The organism is Pseudomonas sp. M5 (genome assembly GCF_016907075.1).
GTDB lineage: Bacteria > Pseudomonadota > Gammaproteobacteria > Pseudomonadales > Pseudomonadaceae > Aquipseudomonas > Aquipseudomonas putida_E.
The window spans coordinates 1,764,195-1,779,364 of the sequence record NZ_JAFBBH010000001.1; the positions used below are offsets into that span (position 1 = coordinate 1,764,195).

Here is a 15,170-nt window from a genome sequence, read left to right on the forward strand (position 1 = left end):
GCCGCTCCCTAGCTGCGATCGGCGCGCAGCAGCGCCATCAGCAGGTAAACCGCCAACGCCACTGCCAGTAGCAGTGACAGCCCGTCGAGCATGTTCATGTGTGGATCTCCCCTGGTTACGGCTTGGGCCGCTTTGGGGGAATTGTCCAAGGGAGGGGCGTAAAGGGGCGAGATCGAGGGGTGGGGCTGGAAATAAAGAATGCGTAAAGATCAGATTTGTCGTGTTACCTGCACCGGCCCATGCGCAGGGCAAGCCCGCCCGGGCCGACGCAAGGTTAACGTTGTGGCGTTGGCTGCCCGGCGTTGCGGCTCCAGTCCAGCAGCAGGCTATACCCTACCGCCAGCAGGGTTGGCCCGATGAACAGGCCAATGAAGCCAAAGGCAATCAAACCGCCAAACACCCCGAGCAGCACGATCACCAGCGGCAGGTTGCCGCCCCTGCTGATCAGGTAAGGCTTGAGCACGTTGTCCACGCCACTGATGACGAAGGTGCCCCAGATACCCAGGAACACCGCCATGCCGTACTCACCCTGCCATACCAGCCAGGCAGTTGCGGGTATCCACGCCAGTGGCGGCCCCATGGGGATCAGGCTGAGCATGAAGGTGACCAGGCCCAGCACGATGGCCCCCGGCACACCGGCGATCAGGAAGCCGATCAAGGCCAGCAGTGCCTGTGCCGCCGCAGTACCGATCACCCCGTTGACCACCCGTTGCACGGTGCCCGCCACCAGCTCCAGGTAATACTCGGCGCGCTCACCTACAAGGCGGTTCAGCAAACGCAGGACGAACGCCGCCAGGCGCGGGCCGTCACGATAGAAGAAGAACACGAAGACCAGGCTCAGCGTCAGCTCCAGCACACCACTGCCGATCTGCGCACTGCGTGCCAGCAACCAGTTGCCGACCTGGCCCAGGTGAGGCTTGACCGACGCGATCAGCGCGGCGCCCTGCTGGTCGAGAGACTGCCAGCCGCTGACCAGGCGTTCACCGACCAGGGGAATGCCGCCCAGCCACGCGGGGGCATCAGGCAAGCCATCGACCTGCACGTCGCGCACGAAGGCGGTGGCGTCCCGAACATGGTCGGCGAGGTTGAAGCCCAACCACACCAACGGCAAGGCCACGATGAGTATCCAGGCCGAGGTCAGCAGGCCTGCCGCCAGTGTTTCACGCCCACCCAGTGCGCGTGTCAGCAGGCGCATCAGCGGCCAGCTGGCAAACGCCAGGATAGCCCCCCACAACAACGCGGAAATGAAAGGTGCCATCACCCACAACGCAGCGCCGAGCAAGGTCAGCAGGATAATCTGGATCAGCAGGCGATCATTGTTGGCCATGGTGGCGCTCATTCAACGGATCAGTTCCAGGTGCAGGCCATCGGTGGGGGCATTGCCGACTTCGAGCCGGTTGCTGCGTACACCGGCCCTGACCAGCTGCTCGCGCCAGACCTCAGCCTGGGGACCGCTGAGGCTTGCACGCAACGTGCTGTCCAGGTTCAGGCTGCGACCCAACAAGGTCACCCAGGAAGGTTGCGGCACAGCCAGGTCGGGGTAGTCGAGCTTGCCCGTGTCGCGCATTTCGCGCAGCACCGTAGCCGGCGTAGGCATCAGTTCACCCAGCGGGCTGCTGGCGACGAACTCTTCCACGTGCAGGTAGGCGCGGCGGTTGCCGCGGGTAACGCTGTAAAGCGCTACCAGGGTGTCTGCCTCTTTGGCGGAGCGGCGCAGGAGGATGAACGCCTGCTGCTCGTCACCGCCATTGAGCCGCGCGCTGCCGAATACCTCATTGCCCCACAGGCTGGCTTCGCCACAATCGCGGCCCTGACACCAGAACAATGGGTAACCGCCATCGCGCTGCAACGCTTCGCGGGCACTGGTGAAGGCTTCACGAGCCGTACGCTCGGCCGGCAGTTCGTAAGTGATGGAACTTACCTGCCCTCGGCTCTCGACCTTGTCATCCACGCGCAGACGGCCGCTGATCTTGCGTAGCGGGCCCATTGGGTAGACCCGCTCCTGCTCGACTGCCGGGCGTTGTTCGACCACTTTGGCATCCACGGGCACGGGCAGGGCGCCGGCCCACAGCAGCGGGCTTACGAGCGCCAGGCAGGCGCCGGCAGTACGAATCATGACGGGCACGCTCATCGGCGACCCGCGCGGCGGCGAGCGCCGTAATGAAGCTCCAGGATGTCTGGCAGTTGCATGGTTGTCTCCCTGTTCAACCCGCCAAGCCTCGACACTTGTCCGGCTCAAGTCAAGCAAAGCCAAAGAAGCGATTGATACAGTCTGCGACAAGGGCCGCGCCGTGTTCATCGTTCAGGTGCAGATGATGGCCACCGGGCAGCACCTTCTGTTCAAAGGGTAGCTGTTGCAGCAGCTCAGCGTGGCGCGCCAGCATGCCGTCGGCCGCCACCACCAGGCACGCCGGGCAGTTCACCCGGCGCACGTAGGCCATGGCCTGGGCATGGCTCAAGCGCACCGGCGATGGCAACGTCAGGCGGCTGTCACTGCGCCAACTGTAACCGCCAGGCACCGGCATCAGGCCGCGCTGGGCGAGCAACTCGGCAGCGTCCCGGCTGACCGCGACCATGCCCTTCATGCGCGCCTGCACGCCCTCCTCCAGGGTCTTGTAGACCGACTTGCGTTTGCCATCCAGGCGCAACTGGGCTTGCAGCGCCAACCCCAGGCGCTCGCCGGCATCCGCTTCGGCGCCGGTCGGCGGGATGACGCCGTCGATCAGCGCCAGATGGCTGACCCGCTCTGGCAGGGCGGCGGCCAGCTGCACAGAAATGATCGCCCCCAGCGAATGCCCCAACAGGGCAAACCGTTGCCAGCCCAGTTGTTCGGCAACCCGCAGTACATCATGGGCGTAGTCGGCCAGCGCATAGCCGGCGCCTGGCGGGCGGTGCTGCGAGTAGCCATGCCCGGCAAGGTCCAGGGCGAGGATGCGCAGGCCTTTCAATTGCGGTGCGAGGCGGGCAAAACTGTTGGCATTGTCCAGCCAGCCATGCAGGGCGATCACCGGCAGGCCGTCTTCGGGGCCGAACAGGTGAGCAGCCAGCTCGATATGACCCAGGCTGAGGCGGACTTCCTCCACGTGGGCACTCATGCCTGGCCCCAGCGGTCGAACAGGCCTTTGATCAGGCTGGCAGTGTCCGTCGGCCGCTCCAGGGGGAACATGTGCCCACCGGGTACGCTGTGGTACTCGCCCTTGGGCATGCCGCGCACAGCCAGCGTGTGGTGGCGACGAATCACGTTGCTGCGCTCACCCCGCACCATCGCCAGTGGCACCTGAAGCTGCCGCGCAGGGGCCGGGCTTGCGTGAGGGATGCTGCGGTAGATGCTGATTTCGGTAGCCGGATCGAAGCGCAGGCGTACCCCCTGCTCCATGTCTTGCAGGCCATGCTCGAGGTAGGCTTCCAGGCAGTCGGGGTCGAAATGCCGGAACAGCTTTTTGCTGGCGAAATAGTCCCGTGCGCTGGCGCGGTCGCTGAACGCCTCGCGCCGGCCCAGCGTGCGGCCTGCAGGGGTGATGCGGTCAATGAAGCCAAAGCGCTTGGCGGTGCGCAGCAACCACTGATCGGCGCGGGTCAGCACCGGTGAGTCAAGCATGACCACACCGCGGTAGTAAGCAGGACACCGCAGGGCTGCATGCAGGTGCAGCACACCACCCAGCGAGTGGCCGACACCCCACACCGGCTGATCCTGCCTGGCCAGGTGGTGTAAAAGCTCATCCACCAGGCTCTGCCAGTTCTCATTCACCGGAAAACGGGGGTCATGGGCATGCTGGGGCAGATGCTGCACCTGGTAATCCGGCGCCAGGGCCGCGAACAGCTTGCCGTAGGTGGCCGACGGAAAGCCGTTGGCATGGGCGAAGAAGATCTGCTGCGACATGGCACCTGGTCCGGTACGAGGATGATGGCCCATTGTCGGCATCCCGCGGGCGCTCGACAACGTCCGTAAAGGTCATCGGCGAGGGCGATCAGGTCACCAGGCGCTGACGAAGCCGGGCTGCGAGTAATCGGCTGGGGCACGGCAACAGGCGCAAACGCCCGTTGCCGATCAATCAAGGGGCGTGCTGCAGGGCCTGCAGGGTCATCAGCCCCGCCAGCGGCCAGTCGCCTTCAAGCTGCGCCAGGCTGGCGGTGCTCAAAGGCGCAGGCTGTTGCGCGTGGCCATGCTCCAGCATGCCGACCAGCGCACCCACCAACGGCTGGTGGCTGACCAGCAATACGTGCTCAAGCCCCAGGCGTTCGAGTTCAGCGATCACCTCCTGCACATTGCTGTCGGGCGTCAGCCAGGGCACGGTGCGCACCGGCTCGGCGAAACCGAGGGTGTCATGCACCAGGGCGGCCGTTTGTTGAGCACGCACGTAGGGGCTGGCAATGATGGCCTGCAGCGGCTGGCCGAGCAGATGCGCAGCACTGTGCAGCACCTGCTCGCGGCCGTGGGCAGTCAGGCGCCGCTCGGCGTCGGTGTTGGCCCTGGGCTCTGCCTCACCGTGGCGCAATACCCACAGCTTCACAGTTTGGGCTCCTCGTCGCGCACCGGGTGGGGTGCAGGGGCAACGGCATGCGGCGCTTCGCCTTCCGGCGCACGCGGCGTGGGCCAGTCTGCGAAAGGCCACGGCTTGCTGTCGGTATGGAAGGTGCCAAAGCGACCGATCTGCGCCAGGTACTGGCTCAAGCTGTCGCCGAAGTTCATCAGGCTGGCGCTCGGCGCGCCGTAGATCAGACGGTAGATGAGCTGCACCAGCACCAGGCCGCCGAGCAGCAGCTCGGCCAGTTGCCACACCACCAGAAACACCAGCATCCACAGCACGCGCAGGATGATCGACTCGCGCTGGGCGCGCTCAGGGGTATCGTTCATGTGTCGCTCCTTGTTCTGTTCAAAGCCGCTAAAGGCTCAGTTGAAACCGCTGATGGAAATGAAGTCGACGTCGGTCTTGGGCTCGGCGCGCATCAGGCGCTCGATCACCTGGTTCAGCGTGCGGCCTTCGAAGAGGATGGCATGCAGCCCTGCTACCAGCGGCATGTAGACCTGGACCTCTTCAGCCTTGGCCTTGAGCACCTTGAGGGTATTGACCCCTTCGGCCACCTCGCCCAGGCGACTGACCGCCTGCTCCAGCGTCAGGCCCTGGCCCAGGGCGTGACCGACCTGGTAGTTGCGGCTCTTGGGCGAAGAACAGGTGACGATCAGGTCGCCGACCCCGGCAAGGCCGAGGAAGGTCATGGGGTTGGCGCCCTGGCTCACGGCGAAACGGGTCATTTCGGCCAGCGCACGGGTAATCAGCATGCTCTTGGTGTTTTCGCCCATGCCCAGCGCCACGGCCATGCCAGCAATGATCGCATAGACGTTCTTCAGAGCCCCACCCAGCTCGACACCGAAGCGGTCGCTGCTGGCGTAGACCCGGAAGGTACTCCCGTGCAATACCGCCTGCACGCGCTGGCAGAGGTCTTCATCTTCACTGGCGACCACGGTAGCGGTGAGCGCATGCTCAGCGATCTCGCGGGCCAGGTTTGGCCCGGACAACACACCGATTCGCGCATCGGGCGCGATCTCTTCGAGGATCTGGCTCATCAGCTTGAAGCTCTGCGCTTCGATGCCTTTGGTCAGGCTGACCAGGCATTTGCCGCGCAGCAACCCGGCATGCGGGGCCAAAACGCTGCGCAAGGCGCTGGAGGGCAGCGCGACGAAGATCAGGTCGCTGTAGTGCAACGTGGCCAGCAGGTCGTTGACCGGCTCGACGCCGTCATGCAGACGGATGCCTTTGAGGTAGCGCGGGTTTTCGCGATTGACGCGCATGGCCTCGGCCTGCTCAGGGTCACGCATCCATTGGCGTACCGGCACGCCGTTCTGCGCCAGCAGGTTCGCCACGGCGGTGCCGAAGCTGCCGCCTCCCAGAACTGCAACAGGTTGCTGTTCAGTCATATTCAATCCGTTAAAGCCATAAGTTAAGTGGCGACCGGGCCATTATACGGCAAGCTGCAAGCTGCAAGCTGCAAGACACAGCGCCCTCATTGGCCACAAGGTTTTCTTGTAGCTTGCAGCTTGCTGCCTGTGGCTGGCAAAACCCCCATGGTCAGTTAACATGCCTGTTTCAACTCTGATACAAGGCCGTATCGTGTTCCATGGCACGCCTCCCTACCCTCGCCTGTTGCTGCTGACTGCCTTGCTCGGCAGCCCGGCCGTGGCCGACGACCTGTTCATCGACAACGCCGACCTGCCACAGGTTCTGACCGCCACGCGGCTGAAACAATCCCCGGCCGCCGTGCCGGGCAGCATGACCGTGCTCGACAGCGAACTGATCCGTGCCAGCGGCGCCCGCGACATCCCCGAACTGCTGCGCCTGGTGCCGGGGATGATGATCGGCTACGGCGCCGGCAACCAGCCAACCGTCAATTACCACGGCACCAACGTCAACGAAGCCCGGCGCATGCAGGTGCTGATCGACGGCCGCTCGGTGTACCGTGCGGGCCTGGCCACGGTGGACTGGAGCGACATCCCGGTGGCGCTGGAGGACATCGAACGCATCGAGGTATTCCGCGGCCCCAACACCGTCAGCTACGGCGCCAATGCACTGATGGCGGTGGTCAACATTCTCACCCGCAATCCGGCGGACAGCCATGGCACGCGCATGAAGCTGACCCGCGGCCAGGATGGCATCGATGACTACTACCTCAGCCACGGCTTCGGCTGGGACGGCGGTGATCTGCGCCTGTCGGTGTCGGGCCAGAAAGATGACGGCTTCGATGAAAACCAGTTTGGCCAGGATTACCGCGACAGCCGCCGCCTGAACCGCTTCAACCTCAGCGTCAGCCATAGCCTCGCGACAAATCAGACCCTGGAATGGCAACTGGCAGCCAAAGAGGGCAGCAACCAGCGGCCCTATACCTACCAGCCCGTATTCCCCTTCGTCACCGAAAGCGGCAACAACGCCGACGTCAACGCCAAGGACTACGCAGGCTCCGTGCGCTGGAACATCGACTTCAACCCTGACCACAGCCTGTACGTGCAGGGCTCGGCCCAGCACTTCGACCGCCAGCAGGTCTGGCGCGCCTGCGACGCAGCGCTGTCGTTCAGCCCGGAACTGACCCGGCTGTGGCAGCTCAACCCGAATTTTGCCGAGCAGGTCGCCCGCGGCGCCAACAACCCGCCCAACAGCAGCAACCCCGAAGAGCAGGCGCTGGTCGATGCCATCAAGGACCAGTGGAACAACCAGGGCGGCAGCAACGTGGTGTGCGGCGATGTCGACCAGAGCACCCGTGAAACCCGCTACGACCTGGAAATCCAGGATACCCTGAGCCTGACCGACAACCTGCGCCTGCTCAGCGGCATGAACTACCGTTATGACCGCGCCGACTCACAGACGTATTTCGACGGCGGCCTGGACGATCAGACCTGGCGCCTCTTCGGCCAGTTGGAGTGGCGCGCGGACGATCATTGGATCCTGCAGGGCGGCGCGATGTTCGAAGACTCGCAACTGTCCGGCAGCTCGCTTTCCCCGCGCATGGCAGTCAACTACCTGATCACCCCGCGCCACGGCTTGCGTGCGGTGTACTCCGAGGCAGTGCGCTCGCCGGACATGTTCGAAAACAACGTCAACTGGAGCTACACGGTCAAGAACCTGACCCCTACTGCGTTCGGCCAGCAGAACGGCGAGTATTTCGTCAAGACCCGCGGCCCGGGCGACCTCGACCAGGAACGCATGCGTTCACGCGAGCTGGGCTACAACGGCCAGTTCACTGCTATCGACCTGAACATGGATGTGAAACTGTTCTACGACGAGATCACCGGAATGATCAGCGAGCCCCTGAGGAACAACCAGTACATCGCCAGTAACGCCAACAAGGCCCGATTCAGCGGCAGCGAGGCACAGCTGGACTGGCGCCCTACCCGGCGCGACCGCCTGCGTTTCACATATGCCTATGTCGATGCCTGGGCCAGCAACCCCGCCGACAGCGCCAACACCGCCCGCAACAGCGGCTCGGCGGGCTGGATGCGCGAATGGGGTGATGGCTGGTCCAGTGCGCTGTTCTACTACGGCGACGATGCCCTTAACCAGTATCGCTACGAGCGCCTCGACCTGCGTCTGGCCAAACGCTTTCGGATCGAGGGCAGCACCCTTGAGCTGGCTGCGTTGTGGCAGCAGCGCCTGGACGACGAGCCGACCACCACCCTCCAGAACCGCTATGACAGCCGTCACCGCCTGAGCGTCAGCGCGGAGCTGGAGTTCTGATGGCCCGCCTGCTGCGCCTGCTGGTGTTCTGCCTTTGGCCATTAGGCTCGCTGTCCGCCAGCGAAATCCTGTTGGTCGGTGGCGAGGAACAGCCCGGCATCCGTAGCTTTGTCGCGGCCCTCGAAAGCCGCCGCAACCAAGATCAGGTACGGTTTCAGACCGTCGCCGAACTGCCGCGCCCAGGCAAGCTCAAGGCCGACCTGCGCCTGGTGCTGCTTGACAGCGCCGCACTGGAGTGGCGCCTGGCCGAAAGCAAAGGGCCGGCGGCCCTGGCCATGCGCATCAGCCGCGTGCAGGCCGAGCAGCGCCTGGGAAAGTCGCGACCGGCGTACCTGACGCTGCTGTGGAGTGACCCGCCCCTGGCCCGCCAGTTGCGCCTGGCCCGCTACCTGTTGCCGCAGGCCCAACGCATCGGCGTGCTGTACGCAGAACACAGCCATTTTCTGCTTGATGAACTACGCCAGGCAGCCCGGCCACTGGGGCTGGAAATCGTCGCCCAGCAATGGCCGGACCCGCGCGACAGCCGGCCGCTGCTGGATCTGTTGGGCAATAGCGACGTGCTACTGGGCCTGGAAGACCCCGACCTTTACAACTCCAAGACCGCCAAGAACCTGCTGCTCAGCACCTACGGCCGGCAGATGGCGCTGATCGGCCCGAACGCCGGCTTTGTCCGCGCCGGTGCCCTGGCCAGTACCTACAGCGACCAGGAGGACTGGCTGGCGGTGCTCGACCAACTGCTCGACCGCCCGCCAGCGCAATGGCCGCGCAGCCTCTACCCCGCACGTTTCGGGGTCAGCGGCAACCAGCAGGTGGCTCGCGCCCTGGGCCTTGAACCGATCGATCCGAACGCCACTGCCAAGGTTTTGGCTGAAGGAGAACCCACCCCATGACTAGACGCCTGAGCTGGGATATCCACACCCGTACGCAGATCATAAGCCTGGGCCCTGCGCTGCTGCTGACATTGCTGCTGATCAGCTTCTTCACCTTCGTGCGCATCCAGGACTTGCGCCAGGAGCTCAACCATACCGGTCAGCTGATCGCCAATCAGTTGGCTCCAGCGTCCGAGTACGGTGTGATCTCGGGTAACAACGAAGTGCTCGAAGGCCTGATGCGCGCCACCCTGAGCATCCCCCACGTGCGCTTTCTGGAAGTGCAGGACAGCCGCAACCACATCCTGGTGTACGTCGAGCAGTCAGACGAGAGCGCTAACCGGGCACAACGCGTGGAGGTGTTCCAGGCGCCGATCCGGCTTCAGCAAATACGCCTGGACAACGACTTCCTGCAGCAGGGCAAAGCGCCGTCGCCGGCGATCGGGGACGATTATCTGGGGCGGGTGATCGTCGGCATGTCGGACGACGCCTTCAGCCAGCGCCAACAGGAGATCGTTATCAAGGCTGGCATCCTGGCGCTGTTCGCGCTGTTGTTCACCTTCCTGCTCGCACGGCGCCTGGCCATGAGCCTCGCAAAGCCGATCAGCGACATGGGCCATGCGGTCAAGGCCATCCAGCAAGGTGACTACAACACCCCGCTGCCGGTGGTCGACGACAGCGAGCTGGGCCACCTGGCACGCCACATCAACAACCTGGCCAGCGCACTGGAACAGGCCAGCGCCGAACAGAAACAGGCCATTGCCCAGTTGATCCAGGCCCGCGAGGAGGCCGAGCAGGCCAACGGCGCCAAGTCGGAATTCCTCGCGATGATGAGCCACGAGCTGCGCACCCCCATGAATGGCGTGCTGGGCATGCTGCAGCTGCTCGAAACCACCCAGTTGACCAGCGAGCAGGCCGAGTACACGGCTGTGGCCAGCGAATCCACCGGGCACTTGCTCAAGGTGATCAACGACATTCTCGATTTCTCACGGATCGAACGCACCACGCTGCAACTGGAGCATATCGACTTCAATCTCGGCGAGCTGATCGCCAGCAGCGTGCAGTCCTTCCAGCACAGCGCACAGCAACGGGGCCTGGATCTGCAACTGCAATTACCGGCCCAGAGCGAGCGGCTGCAGGTGGTGGGCGACCCGACGCGCATCCGCCAGATCCTCCTCAACCTGGTCGGCAATGCCCTGAAGTTCACTGAACGCGGCCAGGTGCAGGTCGAAGCGCGTTGGCAGGCGCTCGATCGTCAGACGCTGTGGTTCACGTGCAGCGTGCGCGACACAGGCATCGGCATCGACAGCGAACGCCTGGAAATGATGTTCGTCGCCTTCCAGCAGGCCGACAGCTCGATTTCCCGGCGCTATGGCGGTACTGGCCTGGGGCTGTCCATCGCTCGCACCCTTGCTGAACGCATGGGCGGCAAGCTGCGTGGCGAAAGCCACGAAGGGCTGGGTTCGACCTTCACCCTGGAAATGCCGCTAGCCCTGGCGAGCCCTGCGCCTGCGACATTGCCCGGCGCGCTGGCGGCTCACACACCGCTCGCCAAAGGCGAACGGATCCTGCTGGTGGAGGACAACCCGGTCAATCAGAGCGTCATCGAAGCCATGTTGCGCAGCTTGGGGCTGGAAGTCAGCGTGGCCCATGACGGCATCCAGGCCGTGGAAAAGGTCAGCCAGCAGCACTTTGCTGCGATCCTGATGGACTGCCGCCTGCCGCAGGTCGATGGTTATGAAGCCACCCGACGCATACGCCTGCTGCCCAACGGCGGCCAGTTGCCGATCATCGCCTTGACCGCCAACGCCCTGCAGGGTGACCGGGAACGTTGCATGGCCGCCGGCATGGACGATTACCTGAGCAAACCGTTGCGCCGCACTGACCTGCAGCAGGTGTTGCAACGCTGGTTACCCGGCCGGACAGCCGCGACTGGCGATAAATGCTAAAGTGCGGCAGTCTTAAGGACTGGACAGGACCTTCATCGGCCCTGAAAATAGACGTTTCAGTGCACACCTGTACTTCTTTCGCCAGGTGCGCTGTGACTTTCACCACAACGCAATAGTCTACCTGTAGGCTGCCGCCCGGACTGATGCCGGGTTGGCCGGGAAGATTCATCCCCTGCCACAGGGGGTTATTGAGGAGCTCGCATGACCAAACAACACGCCTTTACTCGGGAAGACCTGCTGCGCTGCAGTCGCGGTGAGCTGTTCGGCCCAGGTAATGCGCAACTGCCCGCGCCGAACATGCTGATGGTCGATCGCATCACCCATATCAGCGAAGAAGGCGGCAAGTACGGCAAAGGTGAATTGGTCGCCGAGCTGGATATCACCCCGGACCTGTGGTTCTTCGCCTGCCACTTCGAAGGCGACCCGGTAATGCCGGGCTGCCTGGGCCTTGACGCCATGTGGCAGCTGGTTGGCTTCTTCCTGGGCTGGCAGGGCCTGCCTGGCCGTGGCCGCGCCCTGGGCTCGGGTGAAGTGAAATTCTTTGGCCAGGTATTGCCTACCGCCAAGAAAGTCACCTACAACATTCACATCAAGCGCGTCCTGAAGGGCAAGCTGAACATGGCCATCGCCGATGGCTCGGTCAGCGTTGACGGCCGCGAGATCTACACTGCCGAAGCCCTGCGGGTCGGCGTGTTCACCTCCACTGACAATTTCTAAGGGTTATTCGCATGCGCCGCGTCGTTATCACTGGTCTGGGCATCGTATCGTGCCTGGGCAATGACAAAGCTACCGTCACCGAAAACCTGCGCAACAGCCGTCCGGGTATCCGTTATAACCCGGAATACAAGGAACAGGGGCTGCGTAGCCAGGTTTCCGGCTCCATCGACCTCAACCTCGAAGAACTGATCGACCGCAAGGTCTACCGCTTCGTCGGCCACGCTGCGGCGTATGCCTACCTGGCGATGCAGGACGCGATCAAGGACGCCGGCCTGACCGAAGAGCAGGTTTCCAACCCGCGTACCGGCCTGGTGGCTGGCTCCGGCGGCGCCTCGACCCTGAACCAGATGGAAGCGCTGGACACCCTGCGCGAGAAAGGCGTCAAGCGTGTCGGCCCCTACCGCGTCACCCGCACCATGGGCAGCACCGTTTCGGCGTGCCTGGCCACCCCGTTCAAGATCAAGGGCCTGAACTACTCGATCTCGTCGGCCTGTGCCACCTCGGCACACTGCATCGGCACCGCCCTGGAGCAGATCCAGTGGGGCAAGCAGGACATCGTCTTCGCCGGTGGCGGTGAAGAAGAGCACTGGAGCCAGTCGTTCCTGTTCGATGCCATGGGCGCCTTGTCGACCAAGCGCAACGATACTCCGGAACTGGCTTCGCGCGCTTACGACGCCGACCGTGATGGCTTCGTCATCGCTGGCGGTGGCGGCATGGTCGTGGTCGAGGAACTGGAACACGCCCTCGCCCGTGGCGCCAAGATCTACGCCGAAATCGTCGGCTACGGCGCGACGTCCGACGGCTACGACATGGTTGCCCCAAGCGGCGAAGGTGCCATTCGCTGCATGCAGCAGGCACTGGCCACTGTCGACACCCCGATCGACTACCTGAACACCCACGGCACCTCGACTCCGGTCGGCGACGTTGCCGAAATCAAAGGTGTTCGCGCCGTGTTCGGCGACAAGGCACCGAAGATCAGCTCGACCAAGAGCCTGTCGGGCCACTCGCTGGGTGCTGCCGGCGTCCACGAGGCGATCTACTGCCTGCTGATGATGGAGAACAACTTCATCGCCGGCTCCGCCAACATCGACGAGCTGGACCCGGAAGTCGCTGACCTGCCGATCCTGCGCAAAACCGAAGAAAACGCCAAGATCGATACGGTCATGAGCAACAGCTTCGGCTTTGGCGGCACCAACGCCACCCTGGTGCTCAAGCGCTGGACTGGCAAGTAATGCCTTGATGCGGTAAATGAAAACGCCCCGACTGGTTCGGGGCGTTTTCTTTTGTGTTTGCCTGTGCCGCGTAGCGTTCGGGCAGACCGTCAGCGAGCCTTGGGCAAGACCGCCAGGAAGTTGTCCCGCGCCACCTGCTTCGCCACCCCTTCCGGCAAGGCATCCAGAAACGGCTTGAAGCTGTGCATCTGCTCCCCCACGCTGCCAAACTTGCCCACCACGTCAGACCCAAGCATGAACCGCTGCGCGAAGCGCTCGACCAGCGCCAGCCACTCCTTGCGCGGCACACCCTTGTCATCCAGCAGGTAGGGCTCGAGCACAGTCCACGACAAGTCGATGTAAAGGTTCGGGTAGTCGTTGAGCAGGCGCGTCAGCACCGGCAATAGAAAGTCCATCTGCGTCTGATGCCGATGAATCTCCATGCTCGTGCCCGCGTGCGCCCAGATGAACCGGGTATGCGGATGATTGCGCAGCGGTTCCTCGATCTCGGCCAGGTAAAGCGGGTTGCGCTCACGCTTGGAGGTGATGTTCGAATGCAGCAGTACCGGCATGTCGCGTTCGGCTGCCAGGTGATAGATACGGGTCATGGCCTCGTTGTTGGCGCGCGGCGTATCACCGCTGGTCAGCGCAGTAAGGTCGTCGTGCCGGGTAAATACTTCACCTATGCCCTGCCAGAGGCCAGGGTAGAGATCGAGCATGCGCTCGATATGGCTGACCGCATTCTTGTCTACCGGATTGAAACCGGTCAGGAAAGGATGAAAGCGCTTGCGCTGCTCGGCCGGCAGCTTCTGCAGCGCCGCCGCCACGTAGGTATCGGTGGCGCTGTACCAGTAGGCGTCGGCATCGTCACCGGCGTAATAGCGCGGCCGCTTGGGCTCATCCTCGTGCCATTTCTTGGCCACCGGAATGCCAGAAATCATCGAGTGCTCGACACCCGCTTGATCCATGGCCTTGATCAGGGCAGCCATACCCTCGGTCTCTTGAAAGAAGTCCACATAGTGCAGGTGGGCGTCACTGTAGCGGTAATCACGCGCCTGTGCCGCCTGGCACAACGTTGCGCTCAACAGCAGGCAGGCCAGCGCTCTGGCGATCATGGGCAGCATCCTTCTCTGTGTATGAACAGAGTAGACCTGGCGGCCAAGCCAGCGGTTCAGCCATGCACGGCAAACCGCTATGCTGGTGCTATTTCCCGCCGCCTGGAGCACAGCATGAGCAGCCCATTGGTGATCCGCCCGCGCGCCGAGTCGGTCGAGGGCCAACCGATCCTGCGCCCACTACCGTCGGCGCAGTGCCGCAGCGTCGGCCCGTTCGTGTTCTTCGACCACATGCTCGAGACCGACTATGCGCCGGGCCACGGCATGGATATTCGCCAGCACCCGCATATCGGCCTGTCGACGCTGACCTACCTGTTCGAAGGGGCGATCCTGCACAAGGACAGCCTGGGCTCGAATCAGCGCGTGTTGCCTGGCGATGTGAGCTGGATGACGGCCGGCAGCGGCGTGGCGCATGTCGAACGCACCCCGGTCGATGCGTTGGCACACGGTTCGCGCCTGCATGGGCTGCAGGTGTGGCTGGCGTCGCCCCGCGCGCTCGAGCAAGGCGCACCGAGCTATAGCCATCACGCCGCGGCCAGCCTGCCAGTGAGCGATAACCTGGGGGTACGCATCTGCATGATTGCAGGTAGCGGTTTCTGCCTGGAATCGCCGGTGCCAGTCCTCTCCCCTACCCTTTACGCGCATGTGCAGATGCAATCGGCGACCACGCTGGTGGTACCTGATGAGCATGCGCAACGGGCGCTGTATCTGCTCGACGGCGAGCTGATGATGAATGATGAGGAAGTCGAGGCGTGCAGCTTGGTGGTGCTGCCTGAGGGCGAAGAGATTGCCTTGTATGCCGAGGGTGAATGCCAGCTGGTATTGATCGGCGGCGAGCCACTGGATGGGCCACGGCGGATGAACTGGAATTTCGTGGCCAGTGATCCGCAACTGATCGAACACGCCCGGGCGAAATGGGCTGCCGGCGATTGGCCGGTGGTGCCGGGGGAGACTTCGCGGATCGAGCTACCGCGTTAAAGTGGGGCCGCTTTGCGGCCCATCGCCGGCAAGCCGGCTCCCACCGGGACCGCGCCGCTCTCGGGGGCAACACCTCAAGTGGGAGCTGGCTTGCCAGCGATGGGCT

At 63.7% G+C, this 15,170-nt stretch carries 15 protein-coding genes; 6 read left to right on the top strand and 9 right to left on the bottom strand.

Annotated features, from left to right (window positions below; translation table 11 throughout):
- Nucleotides 1-8 precede the first annotated feature (8 nt).
- From kdpF to JOE27_RS08115, 8 genes are all read right to left on the bottom strand, one after another.
- Nucleotides 9-98 (bottom strand): K(+)-transporting ATPase subunit F, encoded by a 90-nt coding sequence (kdpF, locus tag JOE27_RS08080; protein WP_039602773.1) that lies wholly within the window; start codon nt 96-98, stop codon nt 9-11.
- A gap of 176 nt (nt 99-274) precedes the next feature.
- Nucleotides 275-1,327 carry an AI-2E family transporter gene (locus JOE27_RS08085; protein ID WP_042112064.1) on the bottom strand — a complete coding sequence of 351 codons (1,053 nt, stop codon included), beginning with the start codon at nt 1,325-1,327 and terminating at the stop codon, nt 275-277.
- A 12-nt stretch (nt 1,328-1,339) separates the two neighbouring features.
- Nucleotides 1,340-2,131: a DUF4892 domain-containing protein gene (locus tag JOE27_RS08090; RefSeq protein ID WP_119687479.1), complete on the bottom strand. Its 792-nt coding sequence runs from the start codon at nt 2,129-2,131 to the stop codon at nt 1,340-1,342.
- Between the two features lie 109 nt (nt 2,132-2,240).
- Nucleotides 2,241-3,095, bottom strand: a complete 855-nt coding sequence (locus JOE27_RS08095; protein ID WP_115274290.1) for an alpha/beta hydrolase — start codon at nt 3,093-3,095, stop codon at nt 2,241-2,243.
- A complete protein-coding gene (locus JOE27_RS08100) occupies nt 3,092-3,880 on the bottom strand; it encodes an alpha/beta hydrolase (RefSeq protein WP_115274289.1) in 789 nt (262 codons plus the stop codon). Before JOE27_RS08100 ends, JOE27_RS08095 begins: the two co-directional genes overlap by 4 nt.
- 172 nt (nt 3,881-4,052) lie before the next feature.
- Nucleotides 4,053-4,511, bottom strand: coding sequence for a phosphohistidine phosphatase SixA (sixA, locus tag JOE27_RS08105; RefSeq protein WP_046785236.1), 459 nt, complete (start codon nt 4,509-4,511; stop codon nt 4,053-4,055).
- Nucleotides 4,508-4,855, bottom strand: coding sequence for a DUF4389 domain-containing protein (locus tag JOE27_RS08110; protein WP_046785237.1), 348 nt, complete (start codon nt 4,853-4,855; stop codon nt 4,508-4,510). Before JOE27_RS08110 ends, sixA begins: the two co-directional genes overlap by 4 nt.
- 36 nt (nt 4,856-4,891) lie before the next feature.
- Nucleotides 4,892-5,917, bottom strand: coding sequence for an NAD(P)H-dependent glycerol-3-phosphate dehydrogenase (locus JOE27_RS08115; RefSeq protein ID WP_115274288.1), 1,026 nt, complete (start codon nt 5,915-5,917; stop codon nt 4,892-4,894).
- Nucleotides 5,918-6,077: 160 nt separating this feature from the next.
- Here JOE27_RS08115 and JOE27_RS08120 point away from each other — a divergent pair, with 160 nt between their 5' ends.
- From JOE27_RS08120 to fabB, 5 genes are all read left to right on the top strand, one after another.
- Complete coding sequence (locus tag JOE27_RS08120; RefSeq protein WP_174142478.1) at nt 6,078-8,225, top strand: TonB-dependent receptor; 2,148 nt, start codon at nt 6,078-6,080, stop codon at nt 8,223-8,225.
- A complete protein-coding gene (locus tag JOE27_RS08125) occupies nt 8,225-9,115 on the top strand; it encodes an ABC transporter substrate-binding protein (RefSeq protein ID WP_115274287.1) in 891 nt (296 codons plus the stop codon). Before JOE27_RS08120 ends, JOE27_RS08125 begins: the two co-directional genes overlap by 1 nt.
- Complete coding sequence (locus JOE27_RS08130; protein ID WP_046785241.1) at nt 9,112-11,043, top strand: ATP-binding protein; 1,932 nt, start codon at nt 9,112-9,114, stop codon at nt 11,041-11,043. Before JOE27_RS08125 ends, JOE27_RS08130 begins: the two co-directional genes overlap by 4 nt.
- Before the next feature lie 201 nt (nt 11,044-11,244).
- Nucleotides 11,245-11,760 carry a 3-hydroxyacyl-[acyl-carrier-protein] dehydratase FabA gene (fabA, locus tag JOE27_RS08135; RefSeq protein ID WP_012315334.1) on the top strand — a complete coding sequence of 172 codons (516 nt, stop codon included), beginning with the start codon at nt 11,245-11,247 and terminating at the stop codon, nt 11,758-11,760.
- A gap of 11 nt (nt 11,761-11,771) precedes the next feature.
- Nucleotides 11,772-12,992 carry a beta-ketoacyl-ACP synthase I gene (fabB, locus tag JOE27_RS08140; RefSeq protein WP_012315335.1) on the top strand — a complete coding sequence of 407 codons (1,221 nt, stop codon included), beginning with the start codon at nt 11,772-11,774 and terminating at the stop codon, nt 12,990-12,992.
- Between the two features lie 89 nt (nt 12,993-13,081).
- Here fabB and JOE27_RS08145 read toward each other — a convergent pair whose 3' ends face one another.
- Nucleotides 13,082-14,086 (bottom strand): amidohydrolase family protein, encoded by a 1,005-nt coding sequence (locus JOE27_RS08145; protein ID WP_174142477.1) that lies wholly within the window; start codon nt 14,084-14,086, stop codon nt 13,082-13,084.
- Nucleotides 14,087-14,200: 114 nt separating this feature from the next.
- Between JOE27_RS08145 and JOE27_RS08150 the strand changes: the two genes are divergently transcribed.
- Nucleotides 14,201-15,064: a pirin family protein gene (locus tag JOE27_RS08150; protein ID WP_046785243.1), complete on the top strand. Its 864-nt coding sequence runs from the start codon at nt 14,201-14,203 to the stop codon at nt 15,062-15,064.
- Nucleotides 15,065-15,170: the final 106 nt, after the last annotated feature.

Coding starts and splice junctions, on each gene's coding strand:
- kdpF (WP_039602773.1), bottom strand. CDS start 98: ATGAACATGCTCGACGGGCTGTCACTGCTACTGGCAGTGGCGTTGGCG.
- fabA (WP_012315334.1), top strand. CDS start 11,245: ATGACCAAACAACACGCCTTTACTCGGGAAGACCTGCTGCGCTGCAGT.
- JOE27_RS08100 (WP_115274289.1), bottom strand. CDS start 3,880: ATGTCGCAGCAGATCTTCTTCGCCCATGCCAACGGCTTTCCGTCGGCC.
- JOE27_RS08150 (WP_046785243.1), top strand. CDS start 14,201: ATGAGCAGCCCATTGGTGATCCGCCCGCGCGCCGAGTCGGTCGAGGGC.
- JOE27_RS08090 (WP_119687479.1), bottom strand. CDS start 2,131: ATGAGCGTGCCCGTCATGATTCGTACTGCCGGCGCCTGCCTGGCGCTC.
- JOE27_RS08125 (WP_115274287.1), top strand. CDS start 8,225: ATGGCCCGCCTGCTGCGCCTGCTGGTGTTCTGCCTTTGGCCATTAGGC.
- fabB (WP_012315335.1), top strand. CDS start 11,772: ATGCGCCGCGTCGTTATCACTGGTCTGGGCATCGTATCGTGCCTGGGC.
- JOE27_RS08115 (WP_115274288.1), bottom strand. CDS start 5,917: ATGACTGAACAGCAACCTGTTGCAGTTCTGGGAGGCGGCAGCTTCGGC.
- JOE27_RS08085 (WP_042112064.1), bottom strand. CDS start 1,327: ATGGCCAACAATGATCGCCTGCTGATCCAGATTATCCTGCTGACCTTG.
- JOE27_RS08120 (WP_174142478.1), top strand. CDS start 6,078: ATGCCTGTTTCAACTCTGATACAAGGCCGTATCGTGTTCCATGGCACG.
- JOE27_RS08095 (WP_115274290.1), bottom strand. CDS start 3,095: ATGAGTGCCCACGTGGAGGAAGTCCGCCTCAGCCTGGGTCATATCGAG.
- JOE27_RS08145 (WP_174142477.1), bottom strand. CDS start 14,086: ATGATCGCCAGAGCGCTGGCCTGCCTGCTGTTGAGCGCAACGTTGTGC.
- JOE27_RS08110 (WP_046785237.1), bottom strand. CDS start 4,855: ATGAACGATACCCCTGAGCGCGCCCAGCGCGAGTCGATCATCCTGCGC.
- JOE27_RS08130 (WP_046785241.1), top strand. CDS start 9,112: ATGACTAGACGCCTGAGCTGGGATATCCACACCCGTACGCAGATCATA.